We start from the raw sequence: 18,980 nt of genomic DNA, 5'->3' as shown, positions 1-18,980 counted from the left end.
AAAAATTGCATGGGGGATTTTAAAAATGGATTATAAGAACATAGTCTTGGAAAAAGAAGGAAATGTGGCTTTAGTTAAACTAAACAGACCAAAAGCATTAAATGCTTTAAACACAGAAACTTTAAAAGAAATTGATTGTGTTATCCAAGAAATTTCTGGGGATAAAGAAATTTATGCAGTTATTCTTACAGGAGAAGGTAAAGCTTTCGTTGCTGGAGCTGATATTTCAGAAATGAAAGAAATGAATGCTATAGAAGGTAAAGAATTTGGTATTCTTGGGAATGGGGTTTTTAGAAAAATTGAAAAACTTGAAAAACCTGTTATAGCTGCAGTTAATGGTTTTGCATTAGGTGGTGGATGTGAACTTGCAATGGCTTGTGATATTAGAATTGCATCAGTTAAAGCTAAGTTTGCACAACCAGAAGCAGGGCTTGGAATAACTCCTGGGTTTGGCGGAACTCAAAGGTTATCAAGACTTGTAGGTGAAGGAATTGCAAAAGAATTAATTTACACTTGTGACATGATTAATGCTGAAGAAGCTTTAAGGATTGGATTAGTAAACAAGGTAGTAGAACCTGAAACACTTTTAGATGAAGCAAAAGCTATGGCTAATAAAATAGCTAAGAATGCTCCTATAGCTATAAGCCAATGTAAAGCTGCTATCAATAGAGGCTTGCAAATGGATATTGATAGTGCAGTATTATATGAAGCTGAGGCATTTGGAATGTGTTTTGCTACTGAAGACCAAAAAGAAGGTATGACAGCTTTTGTTGAAAAGAGAGACAAGAATTTTAAGAATAGATAATCGAAATAGATAATCGTATAAGTAGGAGGTATTATAATGAATTTTTCATTAACTAAGGAACAAGAACTTGTAAAGCAAATGGTAAGGGAGTTTGCTATTAATGAAGTAAAACCTATAGCAGCTGAAATAGATGTTACAGAAAGATTCCCAATGGAAAACGTAGAGCAAATGGCTAGATACAACATGTTAGGAATTCCATTCCCAACTGAATTCGGTGGAGCAGGTGGAGACAACGTATCTTATGCTATGACTGTAGAAGAACTTTCTAAAGTTTGCGGAACTACAGGAGTTATAGTTTCTGCACACACTTCTTTATGTGGAGCACCAATATATCAATTTGGTACTCAAGAGCAAAAAGAAAAATATTTAACACCACTTGCAAAAGGTGAAAAACTAGGTGCATTTGGTCTTACTGAGCCAAACGCAGGTACTGACGCTGCTGGACAACAAACAACAGCTGTACTTGAAGGAGATCACTACGTATTAAATGGTTCAAAAATATTCATCACTAACGGTGGAGTTGCTGATATATTCGTAGTATTTGCAATGACTGATAAATCAAAAGGAACTAGAGGAATATCTGCATTCATAGTTGAAAAGGATTTCCCTGGATTCTCAATAGGAAAAGTTGAAGAGAAGTTAGGAATAAGAGCATCATCTACTACTGAATTAGTATTTGAAAACTGCATAGTTCCAAAAGAAAACTTACTTGGAAAAGAAGGAAAAGGATTTTCTGTTGCAATGAAAACTCTTGACGGAGGAAGAATTGGTATAGCAGCTCAAGCTTTAGGACTAGCTCAAGGAGCTTTAGATGAAGCTGTTGCTTACATGAAAGAAAGAAAACAATTCGGAAGATCAATAGCAGCATTCCAAGGACTTCAATGGATGGTTGCTGATATGGATGTTCAAATTGAAGCTGCTAGACTTTTAGTATACAAAGCTGCTTACAAAAAAGATATGGGTATGCCATACTCAGTAGATGCTGCTAGAGCTAAATTATATGCTTCAGAAGTAGCTATGGATGTTACAACTAAGGCTGTTCAATTATTTGGTGGATATGGATACACTAAAGAATATCCAGTTGAAAGAATGATGAGAGATGCTAAGATAACTGAAATCTACGAAGGAACTTCTCAAGTTCAAAGAATGGTTATCGCAGGAAGCATATTGAAATAGGAGGTAGTGAAAGATGAAAATAGTTGTTTGTGTAAAACAAGTACCAGATACAAATGAAGTTAAAATAGATCCAAAAACAGGAACTCTTATAAGAGATGGTGTTCCTTCAATAATAAACCCAGATGACAAGAATGCTTTAGAAGGAGCATTACAATTAAAAGATACTTACGGTGGACACGTAACTGTTATAACAATGGGACCTCCACAAGCAAAAGTAGCTTTAGAAGAAGCATTAGCAATGGGAGCAGACGAAGCTATACTAGTTACAGATAGAGCTTTTGCTGGAGCTGATACATTAGCTACATCTCACGCTTTAGCTGCAGCTATTAAAAACTTAGATTATGATATAATATTCGCTGGAAGACAAGCGATTGATGGAGATACTGCACAAGTTGGACCAGAAATTGCTGAACACTTAGGAATGCCTCAAATAACTTATGTTGAAGCAGTTAGCCAAGAAAAAGAAGGCGTATTAAACGTAAGAAGAGCTTGGGAAGATGGATATGAAAATATCAGAGTTAATACTCCAGTTCTATTAACTGCAATCGAAACTTTAAATGTGCCAAGATATATGAACATTAAAAACATATTCTCAATGGCTAAAGAAAAAGAAGTTAAAGTATGGACTGTAGCAGACATTAACGTTGATGTTAACCTACTTGGTCTTAAAGGATCACCTACAAAGGTTAAAAAATCAATGACTAAAGAAGCTAAAGGACAAGGTGAAATATTTGAAGTATCACCAAAAGAAGCAGCTTCAATTGCGCTTTCAAAACTAAAAGAAAAACACTTCATCTAAGATATAGTTAAGGAGGAAATTACCATGAATATAGCAGATTATAAAGGTGTATGGGTCTTTGCAGAGCAAAGAGACGGAGAATTACAAAAGGTTGCTTTAGAATTATTAGGAAAAGGAAGAGAAATAGCTGACAAGTTAGGAGTAGAACTTACAGCATTATTACTTGGACATAAAAATATAGAAGAAATGACTAAAGAATTAGGAGCTTTTGGAGCAGATAAAGTATTAGTATGCGACAATGAGTTACTAACTCACTATTCAACTGATGGATATACAAAAGTTATAAACGAAGTTGTAAACGCTAAAAAACCAGAAATCCTATTCATTGGAGCTAGCTTCATTGGAAGAGATTTAGGACCAAGAGTTGCAGGAAGACTTTCAACAGGTCTTACAGCTGACTGTACATCACTTGATGTAGATCCAGAAAATAACAACTTATTAATGACAAGACCAGCTTTCGGTGGAAACCTAATGGCTACAATCGTTTGTGGAGATCATAGACCACAAATGTCTACAGTAAGACCTGGAGTTTTCGAAAAGTTAGCTAAAGATGAAAACAGAGCTTTCCAAGTTGAGAAATTTGACGTTGAATTAGCAGCTTCTGATATAAGAACAGAAACTATGGAAGTTGTTAAATCAGTAAAAGAAATGGTAGACATTACTGAAGCTGATATCGTAGTTTCAGGAGGAAGAGGAGTTGGTTGTAAAGAAAACTTCGATTTACTTCAAGAACTTGCAGACGTAATGGGAGGAACTTTAGCTGGATCAAGAGCAGCTGTTGATAATGGCTGGGTAGAAAAAGCAGTTCAAGTAGGACAAACAGGAAAAACTGTAAGACCTACTATATATATAGCTTGCGGAATTTCTGGAGCAATCCAACACTTAGCTGGAATGCAAGATTCTAACTATATCATAGCTATTAACAAGGATTCAGATGCTCCAATCATGAAAGCTGCTGACGTAGCTTTAGTAGGAGACTTTGCTAAAGTTATTCCAGAAATGATAGCTCAATATAAAGAGATGAACAAATAGTAAATTTATAAGACTTTAGATTAATTGAATTTTATAGTACACTAATTAACATAAGATGAGGGGATATACGGAGATGTATATACCCCTCATTTGTTAAATATTGAATAATAGTCTTATTTCGTTGAAAATTGTATACATATATTTATATTTATTGAGTTATTTTTGATAAATATAAATATAAATATATAAAAATGTGGTAATATAGATTTGTAATAGTCTATAATCCATAATACAAAATTATGTTAGGAGTGTTTAATATGAAAAAGATATGTGTTTTAGGCGCAGGTACAATGGGATCAGGAATAGCTCAAGCTTTTGCCGCTAAAGGATATGAGGTAATAGTTAGAGATATAAAGGATGAATTCGTACAAAAAGGTCTTGGAATGATAGAAAAAAATATTAAAAAACTTGCTACAAAAGGTAAAATAACAGAAGAACAAGCAGAAGAAATTCTATCAAGAGTTAGTGGAACTACAGAATTAAGTTTATTAGATGATGTAGATTTAATAATAGAAGCTGCAGTAGAAAACATGGAAATCAAAAAACAAATATTCAGGGAATTAGATGAAATCTGTAAACCAGAAGCAATCCTGGCTACAAATACATCTTCACTTTCTATAACTGAAATTGCTACTGCTACAAAGAGAGTTGATAAAGTTATAGGACTTCACTTCTTTAACCCAGCTCCAGTGATGAAACTTGTAGAAATCATAAAAGGAATGGGAACATCACAAGAAACATATGATGCAATGCATGAATTAGTTATTAATATATCTAAGGAGCCAGTTCAAGTAGAAGAAGCTCCAGGATTTGTAGTAAACAGAATTTTAGTACCTATGATAAATGAAGCTGTTTGCATCTTTGCAGAAGGTATTGCAAGTGCTGCAGATATAGATAAAGCTATGATGCTTGGAGCAAATCATCCAATGGGACCTCTTGCGTTAGGTGACTTAATTGGACTAGATGTTTGCTTAGCAATCATGGATGTATTATATAAAGAAACTGGAGATTCAAAATACAGAGCACACAGCCTACTTAGAAAATTCGTTAGAGCTGGACAATTAGGAAGAAAAACTGGAAAAGGATTCTTCGATTATAGTAAATAATAATAGAGTAAAAATATTATAATAAAAGAGTAAAGAGTAATTTATCTTTACTCTTTTATTTATGTGAAAATAAATTAAATATAATTAAAAAAATAAAAGATAGATAAAATTATAACAATGAATCGTATAATTTATTGTAGATTTTTAAAAATAAAAAGAGTATAGTTTAAAAGGAATCATTAGAAGTTTGAAAAAATAACTGTAATTAAAGAAGATGTTTATAAAAAAATGGATTTATTTGCTTGAAAATTTATAATATTTAATTTACTATATGGTTGACTATAATTAAATAAAATTATAAAATATAAGTGTAACCGACACAATGTATATTCATGTAAAGGATTTAAGTCGTATTATTTAAGGATATATGGAGATTTAAGTTAGTTTATTGGACAAGTGTAATGTGGTAAAGAATCCTATCATTATTGCGCTGTTTATTTTTGCGTTTGTAACCACTATGTTAAATAAATATCTAATGTTCATATATAAATTTCAATGAAAATAGTATAATATTATATTTGGCAAAGGATATGAATTAAAATGGTGAAATATTAAATTCATATAAAAACAAAATATGTTTAAAATACGGAGGAAAGTACTATGTATAAAATTGTTGAAAAGAAAATTTTGGCACCTTCAATATTTATGATGAAGATTTTAGCACCAAGAGTAGCTAAATCAGCTCGTCCAGGTCAATTCATTATAATAAGAATGGATGAAAAGGGTGAGAGAGTACCTTTAACAGTATGTGACACAGATGTAGAAAATGGAACAGTATCAATAGTTGTACAAACAATTGGATGTACTACAAAAGCTATGGAACAATATGAAGAAGGGGATTCTTTCTTTGACTTTGTTGGACCTTTAGGAATGCCTTCTGAGCTTTTAGAAGAAGACAAAGATAAGCTAAAAAATGAAAAAATAATGTTTATATCAGGTGGAGTTGGAGCTGCACCAGTATATCCTCAAGTAAAATGGTTACATGAAAATGGAATTAAAGCTGACGTAATCATGGGATTTAAAAATAAAGAAATGGTTATTTTAGAAGAAGATATGAAAAATGTTGCAGACAATGTTTATATAGCAACTGATGATGGTAGCTATGGATTTAAAGGAATGGTTACTAATAGATTAAAATCTTTGGTTGAAGAAGGCAATAAATACGATACAGTAATTGCTATAGGACCAATGATAATGATGAAATTTGTATGTAAATTAACAGAAGAATTGGGAATAAAAACAATAGTTAGTATGAACCCAATCATGGTTGATGGAACAGGTATGTGTGGTGCTTGTAGAATAACTGTTGATGGAGAAACTAAATTTGCTTGTGTTGATGGACCAGAATTTGATGGACATAAAGTAAACTTCGATGAAGCATTAAAAAGAACAACTATGTATAAGACAGAAGAAATACAAAAGGATTCTATACAAAAAGGATGCAAAGTAGGAGGAAATAACTAATGGATAGAATGAAAAGAACTCCAATACAAGAACAAAATCCAAAGGTAAGAGCAACTAACTTTCAAGAAGTTTGTCTTGGTTACACTGAAGAAGAAGCAGTTCAAGAAGCTTCAAGATGTTTAAATTGTAAAAATAAACCTTGTGTATCTAAATGTCCAGTTGCAATAGATATACCAGAGTTTATTCATCACGTAAAAGAAAGAGAATTTGAAAAGGCTGCAAAGTCTTTAGATAGATATACAGCACTTCCAGCAGTATGTGGAAGAGTTTGTCCTCAAGAATTACAATGTGAAAGCAAATGTGTTCTTGGAATAAAAGGTGAGGCAGTAGCTATAGGTAAATTAGAAAGATTTGTAGCTGACTGGTCAAGAAATAATAATGTAGATTTAACTCAAGAAATTCAAAAGAAAGATAAGAGAGTTGCTGTAATTGGATCAGGTCCATCAGGAATAACTTGTGCAGGGGAGCTTGCAAAAATGGGTTATGATGTAACTGTATTTGAAGCTTTACATGAGCCAGGTGGAGTTTTACTTTATGGAATTCCTGAGTTTAGATTACCAAAGGATACCGTTGTTAAACATGAAGTAAACAACCTAAGAAAATTAGGAGTTAAAATAGAAACAAATGTAGTTGTTGGTAGAACAGTTACAATAGATGAATTAATGAATGATGAGAAGTTTGATGCTGTATTTATAGGATCAGGAGCAGGACTTCCTAAGTTTATGGGAATTCCAGGAGAAAACTTAAATGGAGTATTCTCAGCAAATGAATTCTTAACTAGAAATAACTTAATGAAAGCATTTAAAGATGAATATGCTACTCCGATTAAGTCTGGTAAGTGTGTTGCGGTAGTTGGTGGTGGTAACGTTGCTATGGATGCTGCTAGAACAGCTTTAAGACTAGGTTCAGAAACACATATAGTTTATAGAAGAAGTGAAGCTGAACTTCCAGCTAGAGTAGAAGAAGTACATCACGCTAAAGAAGAAGGAGTTATCCTTGATTTATTAGTTAATCCTACAGAAATCCTTGGGGATGAAAATGGTTGGGTTAAAGGAATGAAATGTGTAAGGATGGAACTTGGAGAGCCAGATGCATCTGGAAGAAGAAGACCACAAGTAATAGAAGGTTCTGAGTTTACATTAGACTGTGATACTGTTATTATGTCATTAGGAACTTCACCAAACCCATTAATTCCAGCTACAACTAAAGGCTTAGAAACTAATAAATATAAATGCATAGTTGCAGAGGAAGAAACAGGACTTACCTCTAAAGAAAAAGTATATGCTGGTGGAGATGCTGTAACAGGAGCAGCTACGGTTATACTTGCTATGGAAGCTGGTAAAAAAGCTGCTAAAGCTATTGATGAGCAATTAAGTAAATAAGACATCTTCAAAAAATCAAGCCATATTTTAAAGTTATGTGAAATTCTTTAAAATATGGCTTTTTTATATGATAAATATAGTATAATGAAACTGAAAACTAGTAGGTTTCTAATACATTTAAAGAAATTTTTTAGTCATAGATTTATAACTAAAAATATAATAAATAGAGTTCTTAGCTTCTCTGAAGGTTAGAACTAATTAATAGGAAAGTAGGGTGCATAAATATGTTATTAGATGTAGTAAAAAAATATTATGGAGAAGAATATGATTTAAACTGTGCAGAGACTATGCTATATGCTGCTAATGAAGAATATGGTTTAAACTTAAGTAAGGAAACTTTTAAAACTATGGCTGCTTTCGGTGGGGGAATGGGTGTAGAATCAACTTGTGGGGTTATTACAGGAGCAATCTCTGTTCTAGGTATTTTATTTACAAAGGAAAGAGCTCATGAAAGTGATTATGTAAAAAACCTTACTCAAGAATTCATTAAAACCTTTAATAAAGAATGTAATTCATTAAACTGTGATAAATTAAAGGAATTATATAGAAATGATGAAATAAAATGTCTTAATATAGTAGAAAAAGGTGCAGTTATATTAGACAACATAGTAGCTAGAGAGAGAAATAAATATTAAGTGAGAATAATTTTAAAACTTAGTGCTGAGAATATCCTTAGCACTATTTTTAAACTAGCATCCCATAAGTGATATTTCAAGGAGGTTGATATGGATGGACTTTAAAGAAGCTATTGAAGAAAGTGGAAAAGTTATATTAAAGGATGTAAAGAATTTTGAACTTCCCCATATTTTCGATTGCGGACAATGTTTTAGATGGAACAGACAAGATAATAATAATTATATAGGTGTAGCATTCGGAAAAGTTATTGAAATTGAAAAAAAACATAATGATATAATTATATATAATACGGATTTAAAGGATTTTAATGATATATGGATAAATTACTTTGATTTAGAAAGGGATTATTCAGCTATAAAAGAAGAATTTGAGAAGGATGAACTTTTAAAAAAAGCAGTAGAATTTGGTGTAGGAATAAGAATACTACAGCAAGATACCTTTGAAATGCTAATATCTTTTATTATATCTGCAAATAATAGAATTCCTATGATAAAAAGAGCTATAGAGAATATAAGTAAAGCATTTGGCAAATCTATAAAGTACAAGGGAAATACATATTATGCTTTTCCAACCTTAGAGGAGTTTAGAAGAGCTACAGTAGAAGATATAGAAGCTTTAGGCGTTGGATTTAGGGCTAAGTATATATATAAGGCACTAGAAGATTTGAGTAGTGGCACCTATGATTTAAATGCAATAAAACAATGTGATGATGATGGATGTCATGAGGGTCTTAAAAATTTTAATGGAGTAGGGCCTAAGGTAGCAGATTGTATAATGCTATTTTCTATGGGGAAATACTCTGCATTCCCAGTGGATGTATGGGTGAAAAGAGCAATGCAATTCTTTTATGTGGCACCAGATGTATCATTGCCTAAAATAAGGCAGTTTGCAAGAGAGAAGTTTGGTAGTTTATCTGGATTTGCACAACAGTATTTATTTTATTATGCAAGAGAAAACAATATAAAAATAGATTAAATTAGAAATATGTTGATATATAGAACATAAACTAAGGGTATACAAGGTGGGAAAGGTATGGAGAATAAAAATAAGATAAAAAAGTATGTAATAAATGGAGTAATATGGACTATAGTTATAGTAGTGTTACTAATAGCCTATTGGGAATTTTCCAAGAAATTCACTGTATTTAGAGATCCTGAAGAATTAAAAAAATTAATACTATCCTTTGGTAGTTATAGTATAATTGCATTTGTAGTTCTACAAATGATACAAGTAATAATATTCTTTATACCAGGAGAAGTTGTTCAAGTAGCAGGGGGATACATATTTGGACCTTTAGTAGGAGGAATTGCTTCCGCTATAGGGATAATTCTTGGAAGTATAGTTGCTTATTTTATAGCCAAATTATTTGGAAAAAAATATATAAATAAGCTTATTGAAAAAAATAATTTAACTAAGATAAAGAGGATATTAGATGCTGGAAGTAATAATATAGTTATCTTTGTAATATACTTTATACCTGGAATACCTAAAGATATATTAGTTTATGTAGCTGGTATATCCAATGTAACTCTAAGTGATTTTATATTGTATTCTTCTGCGGGGAGATTACCATGGATAATCACATCTGCCATGTTTGGTCACGGTATACATAGTGGAGACTATGTATCTATGATAATTATAGGGGTAGTATCAGGAGTCTTATTTTTAGTCGGAATACTTAAAGGACATAGCATTATAGACTTTTTCCATAGAGCGTTAAAGCATAAAGGAAAAAATAAGAGAAAATAAGAGAAAATATTACCATGAGTGAGATATTTTAATATATTCGCTTATTTTACCAGGTTCTATTAAAATAAAAGATTTGCTTATAAAATAATAATTATATATTATTATATTGTAGTTAGCACTCAATAGTTCTGAGTGCTAATAAATAAAGATAAATAAAAAAATTATATAAATAATTAACATTAGGAGGGTTTTTTATGAATATCAGACCATTAGGCGACAGAGTTGTAATCAAAAGATTAGAATCTGAGGAAATAACTAAAGGGGGAATAGTTCTAGCAGGTACTGCAAAAGAAAAACCACAAGAGGCAGAAGTCGTTGCAGTAGGTCCGGGAACTTATTCTCATGGAAGAGAAATTAAGATGGAAGTGAAGATAGGAGATAAAATATTATTTTCTAAATTTGCAGGCACAGAAGTTAAATTACAAGGACAAGAATATATAATATTAAAGCAAGAAGAGATATTAGCAATATTAGAATAAATAATATATCTTAATAATTGTAAAGAAAAATAATTTTAATGATAAGCTAAGAAATTCACATATCATAGGAGGTAAATGAATATGGCTAAAAGTATTTTATTCGGAGAAGAATCAAGAAGAGCTATGCAAAGAGGTGTAGACGTACTTGCAGATACAGTTAAGGTAACTTTAGGACCAAAGGGAAGAAACGTTATATTAGATAAAAAATTTGGTTCACCACTTATAACAAATGATGGTGTTACAATAGCTAGAGAAATAGAACTTGAAGATGCATATGAGAATATGGGAGCACAGCTTGTAAAAGAAGTTGCAAACAAAACAAACGATGTAGCTGGAGACGGAACTACAACTGCTACAGTACTTGCTCAAGCTATCATAAGAGAAGGACTTAAGAATGTAACAGCTGGTTCAAACCCAATGTTACTTAGAAATGGTATAAGAATGGCTGTAGATACAGCAGTTGAAGAAATAAAAAAATACTCTAGACAAGTAGATGGAAAAGAAGACATAGCAAGAGTTGCAGCTATATCAGCAGCAGACGAGGAAGTTGGGGCTCTAATAGCTACAGCAATGGATAAAGTAGGTAACGAAGGTGTTATCGCTGTAGAAGAGTCTAAAACAATGGGAACTGAACTTGATGTTGTTGAAGGTATGCAATTTGATAGAGGATATTTAAGTGCATATATGGTAACTGACACAGATAAGATGGAATCTGTACTTGATAATCCGTACATTTTAATAACTGATAAGAAAATATCTAACATCCAAGAATTACTTCCAATTCTTGAGCAAATAGTACAACAAGGTAAAAAACTTTTAATAATTGCTGAAGATGTTGAAGGTGAAGCAATAGCTACTTTAGTAGTTAATAAATTAAGAGGAACATTTACATGTGTTGCTGTTAAAGCTCCAGGCTTTGGTGATAGAAGAAAAGAAATGCTTGAAGATATAGCAATACTTACAGGTGGTACAGTAATTTCAGAAGAATTAGGACATGACATTAAAGATGCAACTATTGAAATGTTAGGAAGAGCTGATAGTGTTAAAGTTACTAAAGAAAATACTGTTATCGTAAATGGAAAAGGTGCAAAAGAAAATATAGCATCTAGAGTAAATCAAATTAAAAAACAAATGGAAGATACAACTTCTGAATTTGATAAAGAAAAATTAAATGAAAGACTTGCAAAGCTTGCTGGTGGAGTTGCAGTAATCAAAGTTGGTGCTGCTACTGAAACAGAATTAAAAGAAAAGAAATTAAGAATTGAAGATGCTCTTGCTGCTACAAAAGCTGCAGTTGAAGAAGGTATCGTTGCAGGTGGTGGAACTGTTTATATCAATGCAATAGAAGCAGTTACTAAGCTAACTTCAGAGGTTTCAGAAATTCAAGTAGGTATTAACATTGTAAGAAGAGCTCTTGAAGAACCACTAAGACAAATAGCTACAAATGCTGGTGCTGAAGCTTCAGTAGTAGTTGAAAGAGTTAGAAGTTCAGCTACAGAAATAGGTTATGATGCATTAAATGCTGAATATGTAGATATGATTAAAGCTGGAATAGTTGATCCAACTAAGGTTACAAGAAGCGCACTTCAAAATGCTGCATCTGTAGCATCAACATTCTTAACAACAGAAGCTGCTGTTGTTGATATTCCAGATAAAAACCCAGCTCCAATGCCAGGTGCACCAGGAATGGGAATGGACGGAATGTACTAAAATTAAATATTAAGTAAAATTAAGACCTTCATGATGCTTTCGTGGAGGCCTTTTTTTTACAGAAAAACATTAAATACACTAGATTCTAAGAATAAATGTAATAAAATAACACATACCAAAGAAAATATATAGAAATATAATACATAATATAGTATAATATGTTTAACGTTTCTAAATTTATACAATGATAAAACAAATTTATATAAATTTAAAATTAGTTTGTGTAAAAAGAAACTATGTTTAGATACAGTGATGCAACTTTTTTATTTGGGTACCTTGAAAGTTGTTGAGTTAATGGTACAACCGGCTAAATTATTTATTTAGTCGGTTTTTTTGATGCATTTTATATACACATATGTAAGAATATAGTATAATAGTTTTTAAATAGAAATAAATGTAAAAGGATAATAAATTATGGGTTTTATAGTATTTTTATATGGGATAGTAATAGGAAGTTTTTTAAATGTATGTATTTATAGAATACCTAATAATCAGTCGTTAATTAGTCCGCCTTCCCATTGTGGAAATTGTGATACTAGATTGAAATGGAAGGATTTATTACCAATAGTAAGTTACCTATGGCTTAAGGGTAAATGTAGATACTGTAATTCTGAGATTTCTATGAGATATCCCTTAGTAGAAGGGTTTACAGGAATTTTATTAGTAGGAATATATCTAAGATATGGCATAGGAGTAAGCTTTTTTAAGTATTCCCTTTTAACTCTATTTTTAATAGTCATAGCCCTTATTGATTATGATACTACAGATGTGTATTCTAGTGTAGTTTATAGTGGGATGGCAGTGGGTATAATATTTATCCTTATAGAAACTGTAACGTATCCCAATAGTATAACTAACTATATTATTGGGGGATTAATAGGCCTGGGGATTATTGGTTTAATATATGTTTTAACTGGTGGCATGGGTGTTGGAGATATTGAAATAGCAGTATTATGTGGATTATTTTTAGGGTGGAAATTGGAGATATACTTTTTACTCATATCCTTCATTATAGGAGGAACAATTGCAGTTATGTTAATTGCATCAAAAAAGAAATCAAAGGATGAGTATATTCCTTTAGGACCTAGCTTGGCTATGGGAGCATATATAGTCCTAATCATTGGAGAACAATATATATTAAATTTCATTTAATATAAGGAGTTTTAAGAAATAAAAAGAAGTATAAAACTTTTAGATAAGTACAAATAAATTAATTGTAAAGGTGAGGTGGAGAGAAATGGCAAGGAATACTGTCAGACTAGGTGACTTGCTAGTAAAGGCAAATAAAATTACTAGGTCACAATTATCAGAAGCCTTAGAGATTCAAAAGGTAAAGAGAAAAAAACTAGGAGAATTATTAATCGATGAAGGTATAGTAACAGAGGATATTATTATAGAGGTACTTCAAGAACAGTTAGGTATTGAAAGAGTAACATTAAGTAATATAGATGTAGATTCTAAGGCTGTTAAATTAGTTAACGAAGGCTTATGTAGAAAATATGAATTATTCCCTTTTTATATAGAAGGTGGAGTAATAAAGATAGCGGTATCAGATCCTTTAAATATATTTGCTATGGATGATGTAGCTATAACTACGGGGCTAAGGGTGGAGCCTTATATCTCCACAAAGGATGACATTCATAAGGCTACGGAAAAGTATTATTCAGATAGAAATGTGGAAAGTGCTGTAGAAGAGATAACCAGGTCTAGGATAGTGTTTCATAACAAGACAGAAGATATAGAAAAGATTGATGAAGTTAAAAATGCTCCCACAGTAAAGCTAGTAGATTCTCTACTTAAAAATGCAGTGGAACAAAGAGCTTCAGACATTCATATAGAGCCCTATGAAAAATATATAAGAGTTAGATATAGAATAGATGGTCAGCTAGAAGAAATATCATCCTTAAATATTGATGTACTTCCAGGTATAGTTACTAGAATAAAAATTCTAGCAAATCTTAACATAGCTGAAAAAAGAATTCCTCAGGATGGAAGAATAGTTACTGTGATCAATAATAAAAACATAGACATGCGTGTGTCTATAATACCACTTATCACAGGGGAAAAGGTTGTAATAAGAATATTAGATAGAAGTAACTATAAAATTGGAAAAGATAATCTAGGCATGAGTAGTGAAAATATAAAAAATCTTGAAAATATCATATCTGCACCCCATGGAATAATTTTAGTAACAGGACCTACAGGAAGTGGAAAATCCACCACTCTATATACTATTTTAGTGGAACTTAATGATATTAATAAGAACATAGTTACTGTAGAAGATCCTGTAGAATACTCCATGGATGGAATAAATCAAGTAAATGTAAATAATAAGGTAGGACTTACCTTTGCTACAGGCTTAAGGTCTATATTAAGACAAGATCCAGATGTAGTAATGGTGGGAGAGATGAGAGATAGTGAGACTGCTGAAATTGGCATAAGAGCGGCCATAACAGGTCACCTGGTTCTTAGTACACTACACACAAATGATGCACCATCCTCAGTAATAAGGCTTATAGACATGGGAGTTGAACCTTTCTTAGTTGCCACTGCCATAAAAGGAGTAATAGCTCAAAGGCTAGTTAGAAGAATATGTCCAAGCTGTAAGGAAGCTTATGAGGGTGATGAAGCTGAAAGGAAACTTCTTAACTTAAATAGTGATGATAAAGTAACTCTTCATAGAGGCAAGGGTTGTGCTAGCTGTAATTATACTGGTTATAGTGGCAGACTTGGAGTCTATGAAATAATGAATGTAGATAGAGATATAAAAGATTTAATTATAAAATCTAATAACTCAGAAGAACTAAAGGATGAAGCTGTTAAAAAAGGTATGAAGACTTTATCGGATAGTTGTAGAGAGTTAGTTCTTAAAGGTGAAACCACCATGGAAGAAATGATGAAGATAATATTTATGGATAACTTGTAGAGGAAGGAGAACTAAATTATGTCTAAATATAAATATAAGGCTATTAGCTCTAAGGGTGAAGTTATTCAAGGGGTACATGAATGTAGGAGTAGAGAAGAGGTACTTAATCTTATGGTATCTAGTGGATATTCACCACTGTCCATTGAGGAAGCTATAGGTAGTAAGGAGATTATCCTAGGAAATAGAAATAAGGTTAATAACAAGGATATTTCTATATTTTGTAGACAACTAGCTACCATGATAGAAGCCGGTGTTTCCATAACTAATGCAATAGGTCTTCTAGCAGAACAAATACCTAACAAGAAGCTTAGGGAAGTCCTTGTAAAAGTAGATGAAGATATAAGAAAAGGTGAAGAATTATCTGTAGCCATGGGTAAATACTCTAATGAATTTCCAGACTTGCTTATAAGTATGATTCAAGTTGGAGAACAAAGTGGTACCCTAGATTCCATAATGAATAGGATGGCCACTTACTATGAAAAGCAAACCAAGATGAACGGTAAATTAAAAAATGCCTTAATCTATCCAGGCATATTAGCCACAGTAACAGTGTTTGTAGTGGTATTTATTTTAACCTATATAATGCCAATGTTTATGGATATGTTTGAATCAGCTGGTTCAGACCTTCCAGCCATGACAAAGATAGTACTATCTCTAGGAGATGGCATAAGGCACTACGGTATATTAATAGGTCTTATTATTGTAGGTACAGTAGTAGGCTTTAAATATTACACCACGAGAGTTGATGCTGGAATTTATATGTACAGTAAATATAAACTGAAAAAATCTCTCTTTAAAGACTTAAACCAAAAGATTGTAGTATCAAGATTTGCAAGGGGCTTATCTACAGTTTTAGGAGCAGGACTATCCATAGCCAGCTCCATAGATGTAGTATCTGCAGTACTAGAAAATAAATATGCATATGCAAAACTAAAAACAGTAAAAGAAAGAATGTTAGTTGGAGATACACTATCCGATGCCATAAAGGAATCACAGTTATTTCCACCAATGCTGGGGTCCATGATAAAAATTGGAGAAGAAGCTGGAGAACTAGATAACATCCTAAGCAAAACAGCAGACTTCTACGACGAAGAGCTAGAAAGAACAATAGAAGCCTTCACCACAATCCTAGACCCAATAATGCTAGTAATAATGGGAGTAGTAGTAGGGTTCCTAATAATCTCCATCCTAACTCCAATGTTTGAAATGTACAATGTAATGTAAAAAGGACAAGCATATCTTTTAACTAATGTGAATAAGTACTTCATATTATCTGCACTCAGACAATATTGAAGTCGAGTATTCACAATTATCTAGAACATAGTCAAAACAAAACAACAGGTCTAATTAGGGGAAACCCTTTAGAAATAAATAGAAATAATTGGGAGGTCATTTAAAATGATAAAAAGAACAAACAACAAAAATAAAAAAGGTTTTACACTGATAGAACTAATCATAGTTCTAGCAGTAATGGCAATCATAGCATTAATAGCTATACCAAACTTCTCAGCAGTAAGAGAAAATTCTAAAACTAAAGCAGATAAACAAAGCTGTGAAACAATTGAAAGAACTGTATTAATGCTAGTTTCAGATGAAACTATAAAAACAAGTGGTACAGCGGTAGTTTCTTTTGATGCAGATAATAAAATTAGTACTGTAACTAATAAGGGAGGTTCATCAATAGGGGATACAGAACTTGATCAGATTAAGACTGCACTATCTTCAGTAAAAAAACCACAAACAAAAGATACTTATGAGATAGTAATTGATGCAGCTAAAGCAACAGTCAAAACTACTACTCCATAAGCTGAAAAATAATGTGGAAAGTAATAATTCAAACTATATATGCTTATTGCATTAAAATAACTAAAACAACCCACAAACATAAGTGTAAAGCCACCCTTTACACTTATGTTTCTAAAAACAAATAAAGCATTCAGCTACATAAATAAACATTACTTATATCAACACTTAAACCATGAAAGAACATAAAAACATAGAAAATACAGAATTTATACATAACCGCTAAAACATCAAAAATACTGCAAACCATTGATACCACAATAACTAGTTAACTATTTATATAGTTTTATATAAAAAATTTTATATAGCTATATATTTAAATAGTTTTATAGATTTATAGCAAAATCGTTAAATGGACGTATAGTTTCATATTTTAATAGGTATATAGATAAATATTTAATTTAGGAATAATGAAGAAAATTTTAAATTGCCAATGTAATTTAATGATGAAAAATATTTTTCCTTGGAGATATTTCTCGGGGAATAAAGAAGATATATGAAAATTAATAGAAGTTATGAAAGAAAAATAATGAATTTGAAAGTTATCTAGGGTGCTAAGTTATTAGAGCCTTAGTGTATATGAAATAGATATAAATATTGTTAATTAAGCATAAAGGATTTGAAGAAGAAGGGAGTGCTAATTTTGAGTTTGTTTAATAAATCTAAGGTCAGTGAAGGATTAAAGAATAAGGAAATTCAAGTAAATATAGATAATGATACCTTACTAAATAAGGAAGATTATCATAAAGGCATTGATGTTGAAAATTCTAAAAAGGAATCCATATGGAATAGAGATATAAAGTTGCAGGATTTAAAATTTAAAAGAATAAAAAAAGTTGATGATAGTAAACCTGCTAAGCCTAAGAGTATAAGACTTATAAGTCTTGACATAGGCTCTAGTGATATAAAAATAGTAGAGGGACAAGTTAAGGGTGGAAAGTTAAAGGTTTATAATATGAGGAAAATAAAATCTCCAGAGGATATTATTCAAGATGGAGAGCTTTTTAATGAAGAATCTATCTTACTTAAGTTAAAGGAAGAAATGAAAACCTCAGGGGTGAGAACTAAAAATATAGCGGTAGTTTCCTCCTCATCTACAATCATAAGTAGAGAGATTATAGTTCCTTATGTGGATAATAATGAAGAATTAAAAACCTTAGTTAATTATGAAATAGAGCAATTTCTAGCTATAAATTTAAATAACTATGTAATTCAATTTATGAGGTTAGAGGAAGTTATAGTGGATGAGGTGAGAAAGCAAAAGATATTTACTATTATATATCCTAAAAATCTCATTGAATCCTATAGAAACTTAGCTGAAAAACTACTTTTAAATCCCTATGCGCTGGATATAAGTAACAACTCCATAAGAAAACTAAGTAGCACTACAGATATATATAATGTAGATTTAATAAATAAAGAGGAATCCATTTTGTATTTAGACTTAGGTTATAAAAGTGTAGATTTATCTATAGTTAATAACAACAAGTTAGAATTTATAAGAGTTATGCCCATTGGTGGAATAGAGATAGATAAATTTATAGCAGATTTAAATAGAATTTCTATGGAGGAAGCAGAGGAAATAAAGAAGGCTCAGGTTGAAGTAGGAAAGCGTAGGAAAGAAAATCAACTTAATGATGGAGTAGTAGAAGTCATAGAGGGTTGGCTAGAGGATTTAAATAGAATTATTCAGTTCTATACTAATAAAAGTAATGGGAAAAAGATAAGTCATATATATTTATACGGTGGCACTTCTAAGTTAAGGGGAATAGATGAGTATATATCCTTAAAGACTGGCATAGAAACTACAAAAATAATTACAGCTAACAATATAGAATTTAGTAAGAATGTAAATACAACAACTATTGAAGAGTATGTTAATGCATTAGGTGCATTAGTAAGATTGTAGGTGA

Annotated in this window: 17 protein-coding genes and 1 riboswitch; all 17 genes read left to right on the top strand. The window is 31.5% G+C overall.

The annotated features are described in order from the left end of the window. Nucleotides 1-25 precede the first annotated feature (25 nt). Nucleotides 26-805, top strand: a complete 780-nt coding sequence (locus B3630_RS09975) for a short-chain-enoyl-CoA hydratase (RefSeq protein ID WP_035130499.1) — start codon at nt 26-28, stop codon at nt 803-805. Between the two features lie 36 nt (nt 806-841). Next, nucleotides 842-1,981: an acyl-CoA dehydrogenase gene (locus B3630_RS09970; protein ID WP_346897748.1), complete on the top strand. Its 1,140-nt coding sequence runs from the start codon at nt 842-844 to the stop codon at nt 1,979-1,981. 13 nt (nt 1,982-1,994) lie between these two features. Further along, a complete protein-coding gene (locus B3630_RS09965) occupies nt 1,995-2,780 on the top strand; it encodes an electron transfer flavoprotein subunit beta/FixA family protein (protein WP_346866799.1) in 786 nt (261 codons plus the stop codon). 24 nt (nt 2,781-2,804) lie between these two features. Further along, complete coding sequence (locus B3630_RS09960; protein WP_346871143.1) at nt 2,805-3,812, top strand: electron transfer flavoprotein subunit alpha/FixB family protein; 1,008 nt, start codon at nt 2,805-2,807, stop codon at nt 3,810-3,812. A 257-nt stretch (nt 3,813-4,069) separates the two neighbouring features. Continuing rightward, nucleotides 4,070-4,918 (top strand): 3-hydroxybutyryl-CoA dehydrogenase, encoded by an 849-nt coding sequence (locus tag B3630_RS09955; RefSeq protein ID WP_346897746.1) that lies wholly within the window; start codon nt 4,070-4,072, stop codon nt 4,916-4,918. A gap of 600 nt (nt 4,919-5,518) precedes the next feature. Next, nucleotides 5,519-6,382, top strand: a complete 864-nt coding sequence (locus tag B3630_RS09950) for a sulfide/dihydroorotate dehydrogenase-like FAD/NAD-binding protein (RefSeq protein ID WP_346897744.1) — start codon at nt 5,519-5,521, stop codon at nt 6,380-6,382. Then, entirely contained in the window at nt 6,382-7,764 is a 1,383-nt protein-coding gene (gene gltA / locus B3630_RS09945; RefSeq protein WP_346897742.1) for an NADPH-dependent glutamate synthase, read from the top strand. The genes B3630_RS09950 and gltA overlap by 1 nt, the downstream gene beginning before the upstream one ends. Nucleotides 7,765-7,988: 224 nt before the next feature. Next, nucleotides 7,989-8,399 carry a C-GCAxxG-C-C family (seleno)protein gene (locus B3630_RS09940; protein ID WP_346897740.1) on the top strand — a complete coding sequence of 137 codons (411 nt, stop codon included), beginning with the start codon at nt 7,989-7,991 and terminating at the stop codon, nt 8,397-8,399. A 94-nt stretch (nt 8,400-8,493) separates the two neighbouring features. Next, the gene (locus B3630_RS09935) at nt 8,494-9,375 is read left to right on the top strand and encodes a DNA-3-methyladenine glycosylase (RefSeq protein WP_346897738.1); all 882 of its coding nucleotides are present in this window, start codon (nt 8,494-8,496) and stop codon (nt 9,373-9,375) included. Nucleotides 9,376-9,432: 57 nt separating this feature from the next. After that, the gene (locus B3630_RS09930; RefSeq protein WP_346897736.1) at nt 9,433-10,149 is read left to right on the top strand and encodes a TVP38/TMEM64 family protein; all 717 of its coding nucleotides are present in this window, start codon (nt 9,433-9,435) and stop codon (nt 10,147-10,149) included. A gap of 194 nt (nt 10,150-10,343) precedes the next feature. Beyond that, nucleotides 10,344-10,628, top strand: coding sequence for a co-chaperone GroES (gene groES / locus B3630_RS09925; protein ID WP_346897734.1), 285 nt, complete (start codon nt 10,344-10,346; stop codon nt 10,626-10,628). An 81-nt stretch (nt 10,629-10,709) separates the two neighbouring features. Beyond that, the gene (groL, locus tag B3630_RS09920; RefSeq protein WP_346897732.1) at nt 10,710-12,338 is read left to right on the top strand and encodes a chaperonin GroEL; all 1,629 of its coding nucleotides are present in this window, start codon (nt 10,710-10,712) and stop codon (nt 12,336-12,338) included. A gap of 233 nt (nt 12,339-12,571) precedes the next feature. Beyond that, nucleotides 12,572-12,656, top strand: a riboswitch (cyclic di-GMP riboswitch). 96 nt (nt 12,657-12,752) lie between these two features. Then, on the top strand, nt 12,753-13,490 hold the full coding sequence (locus tag B3630_RS09915) for a prepilin peptidase (RefSeq protein WP_346897730.1): 738 nt from the start codon (nt 12,753-12,755) through the stop codon (nt 13,488-13,490). 85 nt (nt 13,491-13,575) lie between these two features. Next, the gene (locus B3630_RS09910; RefSeq protein ID WP_346897728.1) at nt 13,576-15,264 is read left to right on the top strand and encodes a GspE/PulE family protein; all 1,689 of its coding nucleotides are present in this window, start codon (nt 13,576-13,578) and stop codon (nt 15,262-15,264) included. Nucleotides 15,265-15,282: 18 nt separating this feature from the next. Further along, entirely contained in the window at nt 15,283-16,488 is a 1,206-nt protein-coding gene (locus tag B3630_RS09905) for a type II secretion system F family protein (protein WP_346897726.1), read from the top strand. Nucleotides 16,489-16,662: 174 nt separating this feature from the next. Continuing rightward, nucleotides 16,663-17,070, top strand: a complete 408-nt coding sequence (locus B3630_RS09900) for a type II secretion system protein (protein WP_346897724.1) — start codon at nt 16,663-16,665, stop codon at nt 17,068-17,070. Nucleotides 17,071-17,710: 640 nt separating this feature from the next. Continuing rightward, nucleotides 17,711-18,976, top strand: coding sequence for a pilus assembly protein PilM (pilM, locus tag B3630_RS09895; protein ID WP_346897722.1), 1,266 nt, complete (start codon nt 17,711-17,713; stop codon nt 18,974-18,976). Nucleotides 18,977-18,980: the final 4 nt, after the last annotated feature.

The organism is Clostridium sp. UBA7503 (genome assembly GCF_002477055.1).
Lineage (GTDB): Bacteria > Bacillota > Clostridia > Clostridiales > Clostridiaceae > Clostridium_J > Clostridium_J sulfidigenes.
The sequence above is the reverse complement of the archived record's forward strand: the minus strand, read 5'-3'. Positions and strand labels throughout refer to the sequence as shown.